Raw genomic sequence first — 17410 nt, 5'->3', positions numbered from 1 at the left:
ATCCCTGTCACCCTCCGTACGAGGGTTGTATTGAAAACCGAGTGGCAGGTTTTAAGGGTACAGATATCCAATGAAAAACGTTTAGAGAGGGGCGTGTGTCGCCTTTCGATCCGCTAGAGTAGTTTTAAGAAGGCGTTCTTTCGCGGAGTGTTTGTCGCCTTTCGCTCCGCGAAAGTAGCTTTAATGAAGACGTTCTTTCGCGAAGCGAAAGGCGACCAAACTCCAACCGACTGCCCGTCACGTTTTTCTGAAGACTCAAAACTCAAAACCTACCCAGCGGGTCGTGAACGCTGCTCACAACCTTCTCCATAAAATTTCATAGTCTATGAATACTCCTACGAAAACGTCGACTCGCCGACGCTCCCGCAAAACACGGTGGGAGTTCAACCTTTCGCTGTTTGTTAAATCGGTGATCGCTGCCCTGGTAGTTGCAATGATTGCGGGAGGCCTTTACTGGCGGCAGTCGAGTCAGTTGGTTAGTTCGCTGTCGACGCAGGTTGAACAAGCGGGCGAAGCCCAGGACTGGGAAAAGCAAATCAAGTGGTTGCGGCGACAACAGATGCTCCAGCAAGGGGATGTCGACGCTGCGATTCAATTAGGGTTAGCTGCCGACAAAGCGGCTGGTTCAGCGACCAGTCAGGACATCGGCAAAGTCGATCGCGCTAGGCGATTCCTGCGGGATGCATTGGCCGCAATCCATAACGTTCCGGACGATGCGGAAGAATCCCAGCAGGTTGCTCAGGGAACTGAAGAGGACCTCCGACGCCGCTTGATCAAACGTTTGCTCCAGTACGGTGGGTTGTACGCGAATCAAATCGAAGCCCAGGTTCTGGCCAGCAACGCCACCGCTCATGATCCTGAAATGTTGCGAGCGCTTGCGATTGCCAAGTACTCGATCGCCTCTCAGCAATCCGAAGCGACAGCCAATCCTGTCAGTAGTGCGGATGATGAGTCGGCTCAAATCGATGAATCCAATCCTGTAAGTGCATTCTGGCAGACGGCCGCTAAGCAGGCCCTTGGTCCTTTGATGGAATCTGCGTGGCAGGCAAATCCCGATGATTTAACGCTTGCCGCACAGCTGATTGATCTCTGTGTGAACCGTCCAGAAACGTTTATTGCGGAAATCGATTCAGCGGATTCAACGGCGACGACGGCCGATACCGACGCAAGATTGCAGACGCTGGCAGCGGAGGTTGCCAGTACGATCGCTGAACAGAAGGACGAAGGGCGTGCCCTCTGGATTGTGGCGCAGTATAAGCAGTCGGTCGATCCTGACCAAACGCCTGCATTTCTAAAAGAAATCGCTCCTGACGCCCTTGCACGCCTTCAAGCTCACGCTGCAAATTTGCCCCAAACCGATGGGGAAGAAAAAGGTTCGGCGGCGAAAGATGCTGCTAAGAATCAGGCCTCGGATGAACAGGGCTATCAGCCTCGTTGGGATTATGAATTGGTTCTGTTCGCTGCCACCGGTTCTGCAGATGATGCTGTGGATGCAGCGGCAACCGATTTGCTGGACGCACTGATAGCGTTGCCGCAAATCGATGTTCCCGCTTCGGTCGTTCAGGGAACCTATTTGGCTCGCGGTCGGCAGTGGATTTTGGATGAAAAAATGGGGCCAGCGCTCGAATTGTGGAATCAGGGTGTGGAGCGTTTGGCCGACGATAGCCTTGACCTGCAGTTGGCTCGTGCATCGTTGTTGCTCCAATTACAGAAACCGGCACAAGCCGTGGAAGCGACCGACAAATTGAACAGCTTGGTTCGCCGCTTGTCGGTTCGGTTGGCTGGACCCGAGGGATCTCGACTGTCGGCAAACGCCCGGCGTGAGCAGCAGGGAGTGCTTGATCGAGCCGGTTGGATGGTCGAAAGCATGCGAGGGCAAGCCGATTTTCAGCAAGGAAAGTATCCCGAAGCGATTCGCCGTCTGAGCACCGTTTTGGAATCGCAGGCGAAGGTGGATACAGCACAGCGTGTCGCAGCGACCGTTTTGCTTGCCAGAGGGTACGAAGAAATCCAAGCATGGGATCAAGCGGCTTCGACTTATGAACGAGCGATCAATCTGTCCCCTGAACAAGACGCCCTGCGGGCTCAGGCCGCTCAGGCGTGGATGCGAGCCGGTGACATCGACCGTGCCGCAGGCCAATGGGCTTCGATTGGGGGAAGCGATCCAGGGGTCGCCTTGGCTCAACTGCAGACGGAACTGAACGGCCAGTTGACTTTACCTGCGCCCCAGCGAAATTATGCTCGCTTGGAACAGGGGATAAATCAACTTCGATCTCGATTGACCAAATTGGCGGAATCGGATTCGCCGCCGGAAAATTTGTCGGAACTACAGGCACGAAACGAACTGCTTGCCCTGGCTTTGCCACAGTCGCAATCAAGTGAAGCCAAGCCCGCGATCGAACGTTTGGAAGAATTGTCAAAGCAGTACGTTGACGTCATCGAATTACAAGCCGCCGCTGCGGTCGGATTGGCGGCTGCTGAAAACATTGACGGTGCCAAGTCAGCGTTAAGCCGTCTGGAAACCGCTGCCGGGGCCGATTCGTTGGCTTATGTTTCAACCCAGGCACGTATCCTGGCTCAGCGAAAGGAGTGGGAAGGGGCGGTCACGCGGCTGCAGAAATTTGCAGAGGCCCAGCCTGAGGAGGCGGCCGATGTATTGAAATTGGCGGCGGACATTGCGATGGCAAACGATGCGTCGCAGCAAGCGGATGAACTTTTGCAATCGATTCCAACAGAGCAGCAAACGCCCGAGCAAACGTATCAGCGATTCCAAATCGCATTGTCCACTTTTAGCAAGGTGAGCAGTTCGGCGGAAGATTTTGTTGCCGCCAAAAAGTCATTGGTCGATTTGGAAGATCGTATTCGCGAACAAGAAGGGGAGGGTGGTTCGTGGTGGCGGCTAGCACGAGCCAAACGACTGCTGGCCGAATGGGATCATACCGGGCGTACCGACCCTGGACGCGAACAGAAGTTGCAGGATGCATTATTCCTGCAGGCCGAACTGCGTAACAACCGGCCGCGATGGGGAATGGGGTTGACGTTGGCTGGTGAAATTGCCGCTCGGCGTGGCCAAACCGGACGGGCCATTACCTCCCTTCGAGAAGGGATCGCTGCAGGCGATCGCCGCATCTCAACCCTCTTGCTGTTGGTTGCTGAATTAACGCAGGCCAACCGGGTCGCTGAAGCGGAAGCCGAATTCAGCCGCTTTGAGCAGTTGTCCAGTCGGAGCACGATGATCGGAACCTTGGGGGTCGCAATCGCGGCTCAGAAAGGGGATTACGAACAGAGCCTAAAACTGGCCCGCAGTGGGTCCAAGCAAAACCCGCGTGATACTTCGGCCTGGTTGTTATTGGGGCAAACGGCCGCCTACGCAGCACGTGCCGCTGAGGAAGGGCCTGCGAAAACCGCGTTGGTCGACGAGGCGATGGAATCTTACGCCGCTGCCATTCAGTATTCCGGCGACACCAGCCTAGCGGCCTACCAAGCGAGAATGCGATTGCTGGCAACGCTGGGGAAAAATGAGGAGGTCAAGCAGGAATTGTTGGCTGCCGCAAAAAGTAAAGTCTCTGAACCCCAGCGGTCCTTGTTTGTGGGCGTCACCTATTTGGAACTTCGTGATTTTCAGGCGGCTCTGCCCGCGATCCAGCGTGTCTTGCGAATCGCCCCGGAAAACGCGGATGGATACTTGGCGATGGCCGAGTACCATCGCCTGATGCAACAGGATACCGAATCGATTGCGATGCTGGAAAAAGCCTTTGAAGTGGCCCCCCGACGCGCCGATGTTCGCAACCGATTGGCGCTGGCTGTCGCGCTGCGTGAGGGAGCCGAAGTGCCGTGGGAACGTTTGCAAAAAATCTTGACGGAAGAAACAGGCAGCGGTACCCAAAATCAATTGTTGCATGCCCTGATCTTGATCAATCGCGGCGACGCAGATCGTCAGGATCAGGCCGCAAAAATATTGCGTGAGCTGATTCGTATCGGTGGCTCCCAGGCGGACGATGCGACGCGAATGCTGGCCGCGCTAGAACGCCGTCGCTGGGCAATCGCGAGCGAAGCAAATCAGTCGGGCGATGCACGTCGTGCGTTGGGAGAGGCTCGCCGGTTATACGGCCTGCTGACCCGTCGCCCGGAACCGGCGCCGATGGACTTGTATCGTTTTGCCGATCTTTTGCTACGAGCCGAACAGACGGCCGATGTAAACGCTCTGGCGGATCAGCTGGACCAGTTGACGCAAGGGTCCCCGATCGCCCTCGATGTGCGATTGCGATTGGCCCGGCAAAATGGTGAAGAAGATAAAGTCAAACAGTTGACCGAACAGTGGGCCAAACAGGCCGTCCAAGGGGGCACCTTCCGGGAGGCCGGTGCGTGGGAGACCGCGGGTCGAACTTTGTCGAAGTTAGGTTTTCATGAAGAAGCCCTGGAATGGTTAGGGCAAGCTTATAAGGACGATCCCACAACGTTCCGCGTGTATGTTGTCGGGTTGGCCCGTGGACGGCAATTCCAGCGAGCCATCCAGGTGTGCCGCGACCATTTTCAGCGTGAACAGCATCCCGACGCGGTCGCCCTGATGGCCGACGTGGTTATTATCGCCGACAAGGTTAACGAAGTGCCCGAAGACGTGGAAGCGTTGTTCACAGCGACGCTGAAACGTTTTGGATCGGACCCCAGGTTGGTCGAATCGTTAGGGACCTTAAGGCTTTCGCAGCAGCGGTACCCCGAAGCGATCAGTCTGTACACACGGGCCGAACAATTGGCTCCGCAAAATGTCCGAGTTCTGAACAACTTGGCGATGGCTTTAAGCGAAATTCCCGATCGAACCGCAGACGCAATCCCACGAATCCAAAAGGCGATCGATCTATACGGTCGCAGTCCCGAACTGTTGGACACGCAGGGATTGGTTTTCCTAAGAAACGATCGATTGCCCGAAGCCATCGAAGCGCTGAGTGAAGCAACTTCCGCATCGGACGACCCAAGGTATCGCTTTCATCTGCTGATGGCATTGATACGAAGCGGAGACGAACAGACCGCCCGATCGCAGTGGGCCCAATTAGATTTAAGAGAACTAAAGAAGAGCGTCTTAACGCCGAGCGAAAAACGAGACCTAGAAGCCATGCAAGAAAAGTTCGCCGCCCACCGGCCAACGTAGCAATGTCGTCTTTCGCTCCGCGAAAGTGTCGTTTTTTAAATAGCGTAGTGGACGAGGCAACGAGTCCTGCAAAACGGGACTCGTGGCCTCGTCCACTACATAACCAAAGCATCGGTTCCTTACCGCTAGACCAATCAATACAAAATGACCACGGACACCAACCCAATCGAAAACGAAAATAAAAACGCGCCAGCAACCGACCCGGGGCCTCGGTTCGGCAGTCGCCGCAAGGCCCTAATTGTCGTGGTCGGAGCGATTCTGATTTCCGGGATCGTCCATGGTTACTTGGACGGACGCTGGGTCGACCAGGTCGACGTCCAGGCCTTGGGAAGTGAACTGAATCAACTTCCTGAAAAATGTGGTGATTGGGAACTCGTTGCCGAGACCGATTTGGAATCGAATGCGGCCGATCTTTTGCAATGTTATGGATCAACGGTCCGTGAATATGTCCAGCCTGCCACTGGCCAACGGGTCAATTTGGCCGTACTGTTTGGGCCGCGCGGGCCCATCGCCGTCCATACCCCCGAAGTCTGTTACAGCAGCAAAGGGACCGAGCCCGCTGGAGACCGAGTCCAGGCAGCGATCGCGGGTTCCGATCGGTTTTGGAAGACACAATTCAAACAACGCGGAGCGAACCAGAATCATCTAGAGGTCTGGTATGGGTGGAGTGATGGTGGAGCTTGGCAGGCGGTTGATTATCCCCGAGTCTGGATGACCGACCGGCTTTACAAGATCCAGGTTGCAAGTGCTTTAAACCAAGAAACAGGCGAATCTCCCATCAATGATTTTTTGCAAGATTTTTTACCCGAACTAAAATCGAAGATGCACCCGTAAAACTTGTTTTTTTGACCCGGCGTGGGTAGGGTATTACGAAAGAAAGAGATAGCCCTGCAGGATTGTTTGTAATTGGCCCCACGGAGGGGGGGGGTGGTGCCGCCAAAGAGTGTAGCCTTTCGCGGGGGGCATGAAATCAATAAGTGATGGTTTCCGGATGGGAAACACCGTCTGGCGACGGTAGCGATGGCATTCACGTAGCTACGTTCGCCAGAACGTGGACAGACCGGCAATAAGTCGCGAATAGATTTTACGTCTTCCGCGAAAGTTCTGTCGCAAGAACCTATCCCACCAATGAACCATACGTCACAAACCGCGATCGAAAGCCAAAAAACTTTTCCAATAACACGCAAAATAATGTCGCTGTTTACGCCGCAATCGTTCGCTAACGGAGCGTTTGTTCGCGGAGCGATGAGCGGCAAGCAAAAAACAACCGCAACCGACCAGCAGGCATTAACATGTTCGGTCCAGCCAATCAAAACACCTTAGATTTTCAATTTGAACGCCGCGGCATCCCTGCCGCGACCCCACCTTGTCTCATGACGAGACAAACCATCCCTCCCATCGAATGACTCGACGAAGACATCATGAATAACGATTCGAAAACCCGCACAGGCATTTAGGATGGTAACTGTTGATCAATTGGCATTGGAGCCAGAATACGCAGTCGAAAAAATTATGGAGCGACCGGTTCGCTTGCCCGAACTGCATCGCCGCCACGAGTATTTTCAAATTAAAAACGGCGTCGAACGACTCGCCGGAGCCCTTCTCTTAATCCCTGCCGCGCCTGTCATCCTGGCCTGCTGGCTAGCGGTTCGGATGACCTCGAGGGGCCCAGGTTTTTTCAAGCAAACGCGAGTCGGTTTAGGGGGGCAGCTGTTTGATGTTTATAAGCTGCGAACGATGCGACAGGACGCGGAAGCGGATGGGCCGCAGTGGTCGGTCAAAGGGGATTCAAGGATTACCCGCGTAGGGCGAATCTTTCGCAACTTGCATCTGGACGAATTGCCCCAGTTGATCAACGTTGTCAAAGGGGAGATGGTTTTGGTGGGGCCTCGCCCGGAGCGTCCTGAATTTGTCGGGATTCTAAGTGAAGAGATCCCCGGTTACCGTCGTCGTCTGTGGGTTAAGCCAGGCATCACTGGGCTAGCTCAAATCAATTTGCCACCCGACTGTGGGCTGCGATGTGTCGAACGCAAGCAGATTCTGGATCTGCACCACATCGACACCGCCAATGCTTGGTTGGACACGCGGATGGTCATGGTGACCGCTTTGCGGCTCTGCTGCATCAGCAATGAACGTTTGGTTCGCACGCTGGGTTTAGATCGTAAGGACTTGTTAAAAGACTGTCCGGCACTGGCTCCAAATCAGAAACCAACCAAGCTGACCGATCTCTTAGAGCAACGCAAATACCGCAACGAATGGGCCATCGACCCACCGCACGCGGCCCGCGCCACCCCGCACCTACCCAAGTAAATCGTCAGCCCAAAGCGACAGACTGTCGCCGTTATTCAGTAGTGCCGGCTGCCAGCCTGTCATAGGGGCCTGGCATGCGAGCAGCCTATCTCACGTTTGCAGCAAATCAACGCGTCTGCTGCAGGGGACGCAACTTTCACGTATCCACGTCTCTCCGAGACGTGGATAAATAAGTTGCATGTGTGGCAACGAGAAAAGGCCCCATGCCAGCTTGCCTGGCATGAAGCCAAGATTTGAAATTAGTTCGCATGCCTCAAAAAAACGCATCCAGTTCGGATTGCCGCTGAAAGCGGCAATCCGAACTGGATGCGATAACCTGGGGGTGAGCCACCTCTAATTTCAAATCTTGCGTTCCTGTCGGACGAGCCGACAAGGGGACTTGGTGGTCGGATCTTCTCCGTCATTTATAGATTTCACATCCCAGGGGAGAGTGAAGACTGCTCTGTTCTCGTGGCTTGCCAAACCGTCAACTTATAAATCGCACGTCTCTCCGAGCCGTGGGTTCACAAGCACCTAGCCTAACGGGCTTCGGTCCTGTTGGCGCTTGTCGCCTTACGCTGCGAAAGAACGCCCGCCAAAACACAACTTTCGCGGAGCGAATGGCGACATACTCCCGTCTCCTGAAAAAGGAGGCTACACTCCCTGCATCAGCACACTCCCAAAAACATCCCCACGCAACAACCGCACGCGCCCAAAACCCTTGCTCCCTAATATCCTCACCGTCGACGTCGAAGACTACTTCCAAGTCTCCGCATTCGAGCATCGCATCGACCGATCGACATGGGACGCAAGAGAATGCCGCGTCGAAAAAAACACCGACCGGATGTTACAGCTCTTCGACGACTGCAACGTCTTGGGTACCTTTTTCGTTCTCGGCTGGGTTGCCGAGCGATACCCCCAGCTTGTGCAAAGGATTGTCGCGGCCGGCCACGAACTAGCCTCGCACGGATACTGGCATCAACTGGTCTACGACCTCACGCCCGATGAATTTCGCACCGACGTCCGCACCAGTCGCGACATTCTGCAGCAAACCGGCGGCGTTCCCGTCACCGCCTATCGGGCTCCCAGTTTTTCAATCGTGCAGCGATCGATGTGGGCCCTCGATATCTTGGTCGAGGAAGGGTACACCGTCGACAGCAGCATTTTCCCAATCAGGCACGATCGATACGGAGTCCCTGACGCGTTGCCTCAGATCCACGAGCGACAAACGACGGCCGGCCCGATCACCGAAGTCCCTCCATCCTTTTGGACCAGCCGGTCAGGCAACGTCCCGATCGGAGGCGGTTATTTCAGACTCTTCCCTTTAACCGTCACAAAGCACGCAATCTCAAGAGTCCAGTCGCAAGGGCGTCCTGCAATGTTCTACATTCACCCGTGGGAGATCGACCCCGATCAACCGCGAGTCAAAGACGTAGGAGCCAAAAGTCGCCTCCGTCACTACGTAGGCCTAAAGAAGACCGAAAAGAAACTCCGCAACCTACTAACCACCGTCCCCTTCGCCACCCTAAACCAAACACTGCAAGCCATAGAGCCGTCCGGCGCTCCCTAAAGAGTGAGTTTTTTTGTCGCCTTTCGCTCCGCGAGAGAACGCCCACCAACGTTACTTTCGCGGAACAAAAGGCAGCAATCTTTCTCCGCTTTCGTTAAATCAACAAGCCGTTACGCAGCGGGTTAGGATTGCGACAGCTCGCCTGTTTCCGTTGGGCTCGCCTTGGATGGTGCAACAAATATTGACTACCTAAATTTCCTAGCACAGCGTCCCCTCGTCGGTTTACCCGACAGGAACGAAAGATTTGAAATTAGAAGCGGTCCCCCTTCAGCGTCTTGCTTCCGGTTCGCGTTGCCGCTGAAAGCGGCAACGCGAACCGGAAGCAGAAGTGATTCAAAGCACGTGATCTGACTTCAAATCTTTACTTCATGCCAGGCAAGCTGGCATGGGGCCGATTCCTAATAAAATCAACGTCCAGAGCAAAAGGCAGCATCAACCAAATCGCTTGCACCTCAATCCAGCCAACACTCCGATTCGTAGCCCCGCCTCTCCGAGGCGGAGAGCTCAGAACGTAGGCCGGATCAAAGAGCGATAGCGATACAGCTCCGGCGGACGCTCCCGACTCAACGTTTACAGGATCTTCGTCTTTACCGCACTTCAATCTAACCAACACAACTCGTGGCCTCGCGATTCTTAGCTCCGCCTCTCCGAGGCGGAGAGCTCGCCAACCACGAGTCTCGGAGAGACTCTACTACGTGCCGATCCGTCCTACACAACAATTAAATCGACGTCCCCTGTGAAAGACCCGCCCATCAACATTACCTTTGCTTAGCAAAAGGCGACACTGGCCAATCCGGCCGCTCCACGATCGATAACCTAAGCTATTATTTACCAACCCAAGCCCTGTCGTCACCTAAAAAAACTTGTTCCACAGCTTTGACAACCAAACCTTCTCTCCTGATGCTCACCCATCGGGTCCCGTACCCGCCGGACCGCGGCGACCGAATCCGAGCCTGGAACATCTTGCAGCATTTGGCCAAGACTCATCGCGTTTCGCTAGGCTGCCTAACCGACGAACCGGTAACGCCGGAAACGCAAGAAAAACTCCGCTCCGTCTGCTACCAATTTGAAATCGTCCCTGTCGGGCCACGAACCCGTTGGGTGCGAGCCGGGATGTCGGCCGCTCGTGGTCGATCGTTAACCGAAGGTCTCTTTTGGTCACCGAAATTGAAGCGAGTCATCAATAAGTGGGCACGGACCGAAGAATTTGATGCGCTTTGGATTTACTGCAGCAGCATGCTGAAATACGCCAGTTCATCCCGCCTGACCCACATCCGCAGATTCGTCGACCTAGTCGACGTCGATAGCGAAAAATTCTTCCAGTACGCCCAGTCCGCTTCCCCATGGAAGCGAGCCATATACCGCACCGAAGCCAGACGCGTACGCCGTTTGGAGCACCATGCTGCCCGCACCTCGGCTGCCGTAACTTTAGTCAGCGAAGCTGAAGCCGATGTGCTGAGGCAAACAATTGATTCCCAGGACTATCCGATCCACGGGATCCCCAACGGAGTCGATGTCGATTATTTCGCACCGCTCACCGAGCAGGCTCAGCCCGACCTGTACGCACAGCGTCAGAAGCGATCGAGTGTTCCGCTGACCGATCCACGATTCGTTTTTGTCGGTGTGTTGAATTACCAGCCCAACGTCGAAGGCATCACGTGGTTCGCCGACAACGTCTGGGAAAAAGTTATTCAGCAGTATCCAGAAGCCACGCTGTCGATTGTCGGCAAGCATCCCGGGGCAGCGATCAAGCAGTTGGGTGATCGTCCGGGGATTAAGGTCATCGGCCAGGTCCCCGACGTCCGACCTGCCATCTACGACGCCGATATTGTTGTTGTACCGCTGCAGATCGCACGCGGAGTCCAAAACAAGGTCTTGGAAGCGATGGCAATGGGGATGCCCGTTATCGCAACTCCCGCCGCAGCGACAGGGATCGGAGCAACCAGCGGAGAAGATTTGTTGGTCGCCAGCACTCCCGAGCAATGGCAGCAAAGCATCCAGGCCGTGTGTGCCGACCCCCAGCACCGCCGTCGCATCGCAAACGCAGCACGCAAATGCGTCTGCACCAAGCACACGTGGCAAGCTGCCCTCAGCGGAATGCAGAGTCTAATCACGCAAGATCCAAATTCACCGTAACTGCGCTCGCCTGGGCGTAAAAAGAATAAGCAAAGATAATCTGGCTCCCTTCGCACGCAAGACACGCTTGCTTAAGTCAGGTTTGATGTTGGATTATCGGTTAATCAGCTGGTCCAATTGACTGCGATTCAATGGCTTGTTTTGGGGGAGAGGGGGCGAGGCGAGCCTGACTTTCGCCTCTTGTAGCAAACGCTCGCCAGAGCTGTTCGCAAGAGTCTTGGACTATCGCAATCGACTAATCCGTCTCCTGCACGCATTCAATCGCAAGTCCCAGCCGCCGGACCATGCAATTTCACTTCATACGCGCAATTCAACACCGCGATCAAGCTCTCCCGTTAACTCAAGCATGATCGCTCAATCTTCATCCGCTCAATCTCGCATCGCTTTGATATGACTGCAGACAACACGCATAGCTCTCCAGTCCGTGTAGGCTTTGTCATGCATGTGATGCAGGTTGCCGGTGCCGAGGTACTGGTGACTCAAGTTATCAAAAAGCTGGCACGGCAAATCGAGCCAACGGTTTTTTGCTTGGATGCCATTGGGGAGCTAGGAGAGCGGTTGCAGGCCGAGGGTGTTCCCGTCGTCTGTTTGGATCGCAAGCCTGGCCTCGATTTGGCGGTAGCAAAGCGGTTGGCCGCCGAAGTTGCTGATCGAAAAATCCAGGTCCTGCATGCTCATCAATACACACCCTTTTTTTACACAGCGCTGGCTCGCCTGCGTTATCGCAGTAAGGCACGCGTTCTGTTTACTGAACACGGGCGTCATTACCCCGACATTGTTTCTCCGAAACGCCGCTGGATCAATCGATTGGTGTTGCAACGATATGCTGACATCACCACCGCTTGCTGCGATTTCAGTACCGAAGCGTTACAGCATGTCGAAGGATTTCCCCGAGCCGTCACGTTGGTCAACGGCGTTGATATCGATACTTTGCCGGGACGAGGTAATGCCGAACAGCAACATGCGTTGCGTGAGCGTTTGGGATTGGATCTTGATCGTCCCTACGCAGCCTGCATCGCAAGGTTCCATTCTGTTAAAGATCATCGGACTCTGCTGCGAGCCTGGCAGCACGTCCAGCAAGCACTGCCGGCCGCCCGTTTGCTGCTGGTCGGTGATGGCCCCGAGCGAAAGGCGTGTGAGCAATTTGCCGAAGAGCTTGGGGTAGCGTCCAGCGTCGAATTCTGGGGGATCCGCAAGGATGTTGGAGATATCTTGCGAGCGATCGACGTTTTTACCCTCACCAGCGTCAGCGAAGCTGCATCGTTAACGCTGCTGGAAGCGATGGCAAGCGAATGCCCTGCAGTGCTTACCGCGGTAGGTGGCAACGCGGAGCATGTCACCGAGGGGAAGCACGGATACTTGGCCCCGCGAGGCGATGACCAGCAAATTGCAAAGCGACTGGAGCAATTGTTAACCGATTCGGCAACCGCGAAGAAAATGGGTAAAGCCGCCCGCCAGCGGGTTTTGCAGGATTTCGAACTGGATGATGTCATCGCAGAGTACGCCAACCTTTACAGCCAACTGGCAAGTAAGGCGAAGTGAAATCCCGAGATGGAAATTAATTTGTCGTCTTTCGCTCGGGATGTGAAAGCAGTAGGAAAAGAAAATCTGGCTCCCCTCGCCCTCCAAACAAGAAGTAGGCCGGATCAAAGAGCGACAGCGATGCAGCTCCGGCGGACGCAAGCCGCAGCTCCGCGCCTCGTAGCTCCGCCTCTCCGATGCGGAGAATGCAGCAAGCAGAGTCTCGGAGAGACTCTGCTACGTGTTGTTTCCATACGACCGATTGCCGCTCTCCAAGCGAGATCGGCCCCATGCCAGCTTGCCTAGCATGATAAGAACAAGCAAAAAAAATCTGCCTTCCCTCGCCCTCCGAACAAGAAGTAGGCCGGATCAAAGAGCGACAGCGATGCAGCTCCGGCGGACGCAAGCCGCAGCTCCGCGACTCGTAGCTCCGCCTCTCCGAGGCGGAGAGTGCAGCAAGCACGAGTCTCGGAGAGAATCTACTACGTGTTGTTTCCATGCGACCGATTGCCGCTCTCCAAGCGAGATCGGCCCCATGCCAGCTCTCCTGGCATGAAAAGAATAAGCAAAGAAGGTCTGACTCCCCTCGCCCTGCAAACAAGAAGTAGGCCGGATCAAAGAGCGACAGCGATGCAGCTCCGGCGGACGCAACCCGCAGCTCCGCCTCTCCGATGCGGAGGATGCAGCAGGCACGAGTCTCGGAGAGACTCTACTACGTGCTGTTTCCATACGACCGATTGCCCTCTCCAAGCGAGATCGGCCCCATGCCAGCTTGCCTTGCATGATAAGAACAAGTAAAGAAAATCTGGCTCCCCTCGCCCTCCAAGCAAGAAGTAGGCCGGATCAAAGAGCGACAGCGATGCAGCTCCGGCGGACGCAAGCCGCAGCTCCGCCTCTCGCAGCTCCGCCTCTCGCAGCTCCGCCTCTCCGAGGCGGAGAATGCTGCGAAACAGAGCACCTCACAACTTAACGAAAATCGATATCAACGACTTTCGCCCAAGCATTGCTCTTAGTCGAGTCTTTTCGTACAGAAGCAAACAGCTAAAATCCTTGTCATGAAATCTCTCATTCTCGCCGCGATCCGCTCTATCGCGATGTTGCTGATCCTGCCGTGGGTAATCAGTCACAAAGTTTGGTCGCCCCTCGTTGGAGTGGATGTCTCTCTGGAGTCCCATTCCCAGTGGGTTAGTCTGTTGCCCGGCACATCGGGCGATTGGCTGCGGACGGCCTTTTACCGCTGGACATTGGCGGAATGTCATCCCACGGTCATCGTCGGTTTCGGGGCTTTGATCTCCAAGGCGGAGACCCGTCTAGCCGCTCATGTCTACATCGGCCCTCGCTGTATTTTAGGGCTAGTTACCCTGGAGGCAGACGTTTTGTTAGGTCCCGCAGTCCAAATTCCCAGTGGGCCCATGACGCATGGGATCGAGCGGCTGGACGTGTCGATTCGCAGTCAGCCAGGCCAGCGACAGCGAATTACCGTCGGACGAGATAGTTGGATCGGAGGTGGCAGCATTGTTTTGGCCGATGTGCAACAGCAGACTGTCGTCGGAGCCGGTAGTATCGTTACGAAGCCAACCGGACCGCGTGTCATCGTAGTCGGAAATCCTGCTCGCCCACTAGCCTCACGCGAGTGAGCAACTACGCTTGCTGGTCAGCCCCTGGGTTTTGTCTTCAGGAGGGGCTGTCACCCACAGGAACGAAGTGCGCGCCGAGAGAACTTGGGTTCGAGAATCGATCGAAGGGTTAATTGGAATGTGTGGGCTAGTAAACAAGAGCGAAGCGAGTGGGGGGGCGGGATGACAACTCAGTACACAATTACGGTTGACACCGAAGAGGAGTGGGACTGGTCTTCCGGCTATCCGACGCACAGTCGTTCGGTTCAGAATATTAAGGCACTGCCAGCATTTCAGGAAGCTTGTGACGGTTTTGGTGCTAAGGTCACTTATTTTGTCAATCATGCAGTGCTTGATAATCCGCAGGCTGCCGCAGTCATCAGGCAGTTGGCTTCTCGGTCAAACGTTGAAATCGGCTTCCATATTCATTCGTGGAATACGCCACCGCTCGCCGACAAAGCAGAAGAGTCGGTTCGCAATAGTTTTTTGCAGAATCTTCCTCGTGATCAAGCAATTGCAAAACTTGACAGCGTGTTAGATGCGTTTCATGCCTGTGATCTGAAGCCAACAAGTTTTAGAGGTGGGCGGTATTCGACAAGCGACTGGATTCAAGAATATCTGCACTCCCACGGCTTCATCGCCGATGCCTCCATTTTGCCATTTACGACATGGCCGGATGACGGAGCACCCGACTTTCGTGATCGAAATTTGATGCCTCGTCGTCGGTCGATCAAGGAAGGTGCGGCTGGCATGTGGGAGATTCCTCTGACGCTTGCGTATACTCGAAAGCCGTGGTCATTTTGGCAAAAATTTTATCAAGTGGGTGAGTTTGCTCCATTGCGGCAATTGCGCTGCATTGGGATCGCAGAGCGGTTGTTTGTGAAGCGAATTTGGTTGAATTTAGAGCATCCCTTGGGGGAATTTGCCAATCGTTTACTGCCTGTTTTGCGCCGTGAGCAGTTGCCCTGCATCAATTTTACCATGCACAGTTCTTCATTGGTTCCTGGGTTGAATGCCTATACCAAAACGGACGCAGACTTGAGTCGACTGTATCGACGTTTGGCATCCTCGTTAGAGCAATTGGGGCAATGGCCTGAATTTCAATCAGCTACCGTGACAGAAGTCGCCCAAAAATTGGAGAGCCAATACGATGCGCGTTCTAGGAATTAGTCCTTTGGATAAGGATTCTTCTGTTTCATTTATGGAAGATGGGCAGATCGTTTTCGCTTGCGGTGAAGAGCGGTTGAGCCGGGTGAAATTACAAAGTGGATTTCCGCACCAAGCCTTGAAGCTGGGCCTCGAGCGTACTGGCTGGACTCCGGAGAGTATTGATACCGTTGCATACGCATTTTTCGACGGAAATGAAGAGGCAAGACTGATTCATGAAGCCGCTGCACACGATAAGGCGTTTCAGTCAACGAAGAAGCTAAGGGCGTCAGCCGATCGTTACCGTGCCCTGCGGTCAAAAGACTATGAACTGGATGAACAGATTAAGATCCCTGGATTGGAATCCAAGGCCGATGAGTTCATGCCGCCTAAAACTTGGTGGAAGCGTGCAGTTTATGAAGCGACTGCCCGAGTGCCAGCACTGGATCATTTTGCGCATGGCAAATACTTCGGTGAGTGGGTCCAAACCGCCGTCGCAGATCACGGGAAATGGTCAAACGAGCTAGAAGAGGGGCTGGATGCTTACGGCCTGAAGGACAAGTTGAAACGGTTTCAGCATCACGACACCCATGCAGCGAACGCTTTTTATGCCTCAGGGTTTGACGATGCACTCTGCCTGGTTTTGGATGGGTATGGTTCCGGTTGTTGTGGAGGGGTCTATCGTGCGGGTGCTAGTGGAATTACCAATTTGCATCGCTACCGGTTTCCGTATTCGCTTGGGATCTTTTACGAACAGGTTACAAGCGCACTAGGCTTTCGCCCGAGTCGGCACGAGGGAAAAATTGTGGGGTTGGCCGCTTATGGGCGTCCGGAGCTGCTTTCGGATCTATTGAAAAGTCGCTTTGAATGTGAACAAGGAGATATTAAAATCCTTGGTGCGCAGAACTATCTAATCACCCGTGCAATGGCGTTGCACTTTTCCAAACGGGATATTGCGGCTGCGTATCAAAGTGTCCTGGAATATGTCGCCTGTCAGAGTGCCAGCTATTGGCTGAAGAAAACAGGTCTGAAGCGTGTCGTGATGTCGGGTGGCGTTCACGCCAACGTCAAATTGAACCAACGTATTTTTGAGATCGATGAAGTCGAAAGCGTTTTTATCTATCCAAATATGGGCGACGGCGGTTGCGGATCGGGGGCCGCGATGCTTGCTTTTGAGGATCAGATGCCGCAAAGTAGCCCTTTGCCAAATGCTTACTTGGGGCCCGATTATAGCGATAAGGAAATCCGCTCCGCGCTAGAAGCGGAAAGCTTGACGTTTGAGGATTGTGGAGCCGATTTGGAACGACGGGTTGCTGAAGTCTTGGCGGATGATGGGATCGTCGCGAGATTTAACGGACGCATGGAATATGGGCCACGCGCACTGGGGAATCGGTCGATCTTGTATCCCGCCAAAGATCCCGCAGTGAATCAATGGTTAAATGACCAGTTGGGAAGAACGGAATTCATGCCGTTCGCACCCTCCGTGCTCGCCGAAGATGCACCGAGCCTCTTTGTTAATATGGGGCCAGGGTGTGCGAAAACCTCCGAGTTCATGACAGTTACGTTTGATTGCACTGAAGCAATGAAACAGCACAGTCCTGCAGCGGTCCATGTCGACGGGACCGCGCGTCCACAGTTGGTTACCGCTGAATCCAATCCCAGTTTTCATGGCATTCTTACACACTACAAATCACTGACAGGAATTCCTGTCTTGATCAATACAAGCTTTAATATGCATGAAGAACCGATTGTCGGTTCGCCAGCGGACGCGGTTCGCGCATTTATGCTGGGGAATATTGACTATCTAGCGATCGGGACTTGCTTGGTGCCGCACCCAAAGCGGCGTGATCGTCTCGCTCTGTCAGCAGACGCCTCCATCGGTGTCGAAAGCTAATTTTCGCTTTTTGAGAGACGATGCGGAGGTATCTTCTGCAGCGGTTCCAAATCAACAGATAAACAGAAGTCTAGCATCGCTACCAATCTGGG

The 17410-nt window shown here is 54.4% G+C and carries 9 protein-coding genes; all 9 read left to right on the top strand.

What is annotated here, in order from left to right:
* The first annotated feature begins 325 nt into the window (after positions 1–325).
* Positions 326–5146 (top strand): tetratricopeptide repeat protein, encoded by a 4821-nt coding sequence (locus FF011L_RS24275; protein ID WP_145354526.1) that lies wholly within the window; start codon positions 326–328, stop codon positions 5144–5146.
* 144 nt (positions 5147–5290) lie between these two features.
* On the top strand, positions 5291–5980 hold the full coding sequence (locus FF011L_RS24265; RefSeq protein WP_145354525.1) for an exosortase-associated EpsI family protein: 690 nt from the start codon (positions 5291–5293) through the stop codon (positions 5978–5980).
* A 624-nt stretch (positions 5981–6604) separates the two neighbouring features.
* Positions 6605–7456 carry a sugar transferase gene (locus tag FF011L_RS24260; RefSeq protein ID WP_145354524.1) on the top strand — a complete coding sequence of 284 codons (852 nt, stop codon included), beginning with the start codon at positions 6605–6607 and terminating at the stop codon, positions 7454–7456.
* Positions 7457–8156: 700 nt separating this feature from the next.
* Positions 8157–9005, top strand: a complete 849-nt coding sequence (locus FF011L_RS24255; RefSeq protein ID WP_218932856.1) for an XrtA system polysaccharide deacetylase — start codon at positions 8157–8159, stop codon at positions 9003–9005.
* A gap of 876 nt (positions 9006–9881) precedes the next feature.
* Complete coding sequence (locus FF011L_RS24250) at positions 9882–11141, top strand: TIGR03087 family PEP-CTERM/XrtA system glycosyltransferase (RefSeq protein ID WP_145354523.1); 1260 nt, start codon at positions 9882–9884, stop codon at positions 11139–11141.
* A gap of 390 nt (positions 11142–11531) precedes the next feature.
* Positions 11532–12683 carry a glycosyltransferase gene (locus FF011L_RS24245; RefSeq protein ID WP_145354522.1) on the top strand — a complete coding sequence of 384 codons (1152 nt, stop codon included), beginning with the start codon at positions 11532–11534 and terminating at the stop codon, positions 12681–12683.
* A gap of 1034 nt (positions 12684–13717) precedes the next feature.
* Positions 13718–14299 carry an acyltransferase gene (locus tag FF011L_RS24240; RefSeq protein WP_145354521.1) on the top strand — a complete coding sequence of 194 codons (582 nt, stop codon included), beginning with the start codon at positions 13718–13720 and terminating at the stop codon, positions 14297–14299.
* 162 nt (positions 14300–14461) lie between these two features.
* Positions 14462–15448, top strand: coding sequence for a polysaccharide deacetylase family protein (locus FF011L_RS24235; RefSeq protein WP_145354520.1), 987 nt, complete (start codon positions 14462–14464; stop codon positions 15446–15448).
* Positions 15429–17318 (top strand): carbamoyltransferase family protein, encoded by a 1890-nt coding sequence (locus tag FF011L_RS24230; RefSeq protein WP_145354519.1) that lies wholly within the window; start codon positions 15429–15431, stop codon positions 17316–17318. The genes FF011L_RS24235 and FF011L_RS24230 overlap by 20 nt, the downstream gene beginning before the upstream one ends.
* Positions 17319–17410 lie beyond the last annotated feature (92 nt).

Origin of the sequence: Roseimaritima multifibrata (genome assembly GCF_007741495.1) — a bacterium.
GTDB classification, from domain to species: Bacteria; Planctomycetota; Planctomycetia; order Pirellulales; family Pirellulaceae; genus Roseimaritima; species Roseimaritima multifibrata.
This window is presented reverse-complemented; position numbering and strand designations above follow the sequence as displayed.

Excerpts from the sequence above, each read along its gene's own strand:
- FF011L_RS24260 (WP_145354524.1), top strand. The coding sequence starts at position 6,605 with ATGGTAACTGTTGATCAATTGGCATTGGAGCCAGAATACGCAGTCGAA.
- FF011L_RS24235 (WP_145354520.1), top strand. The coding sequence starts at position 14,462 with ATGACAACTCAGTACACAATTACGGTTGACACCGAAGAGGAGTGGGAC.
- FF011L_RS24265 (WP_145354525.1), top strand. The coding sequence starts at position 5,291 with ATGACCACGGACACCAACCCAATCGAAAACGAAAATAAAAACGCGCCA.
- FF011L_RS24240 (WP_145354521.1), top strand. The coding sequence starts at position 13,718 with ATGAAATCTCTCATTCTCGCCGCGATCCGCTCTATCGCGATGTTGCTG.
- FF011L_RS24230 (WP_145354519.1), top strand. The coding sequence starts at position 15,429 with ATGCGCGTTCTAGGAATTAGTCCTTTGGATAAGGATTCTTCTGTTTCA.
- FF011L_RS24245 (WP_145354522.1), top strand. The coding sequence starts at position 11,532 with ATGACTGCAGACAACACGCATAGCTCTCCAGTCCGTGTAGGCTTTGTC.
- FF011L_RS24275 (WP_145354526.1), top strand. The coding sequence starts at position 326 with ATGAATACTCCTACGAAAACGTCGACTCGCCGACGCTCCCGCAAAACA.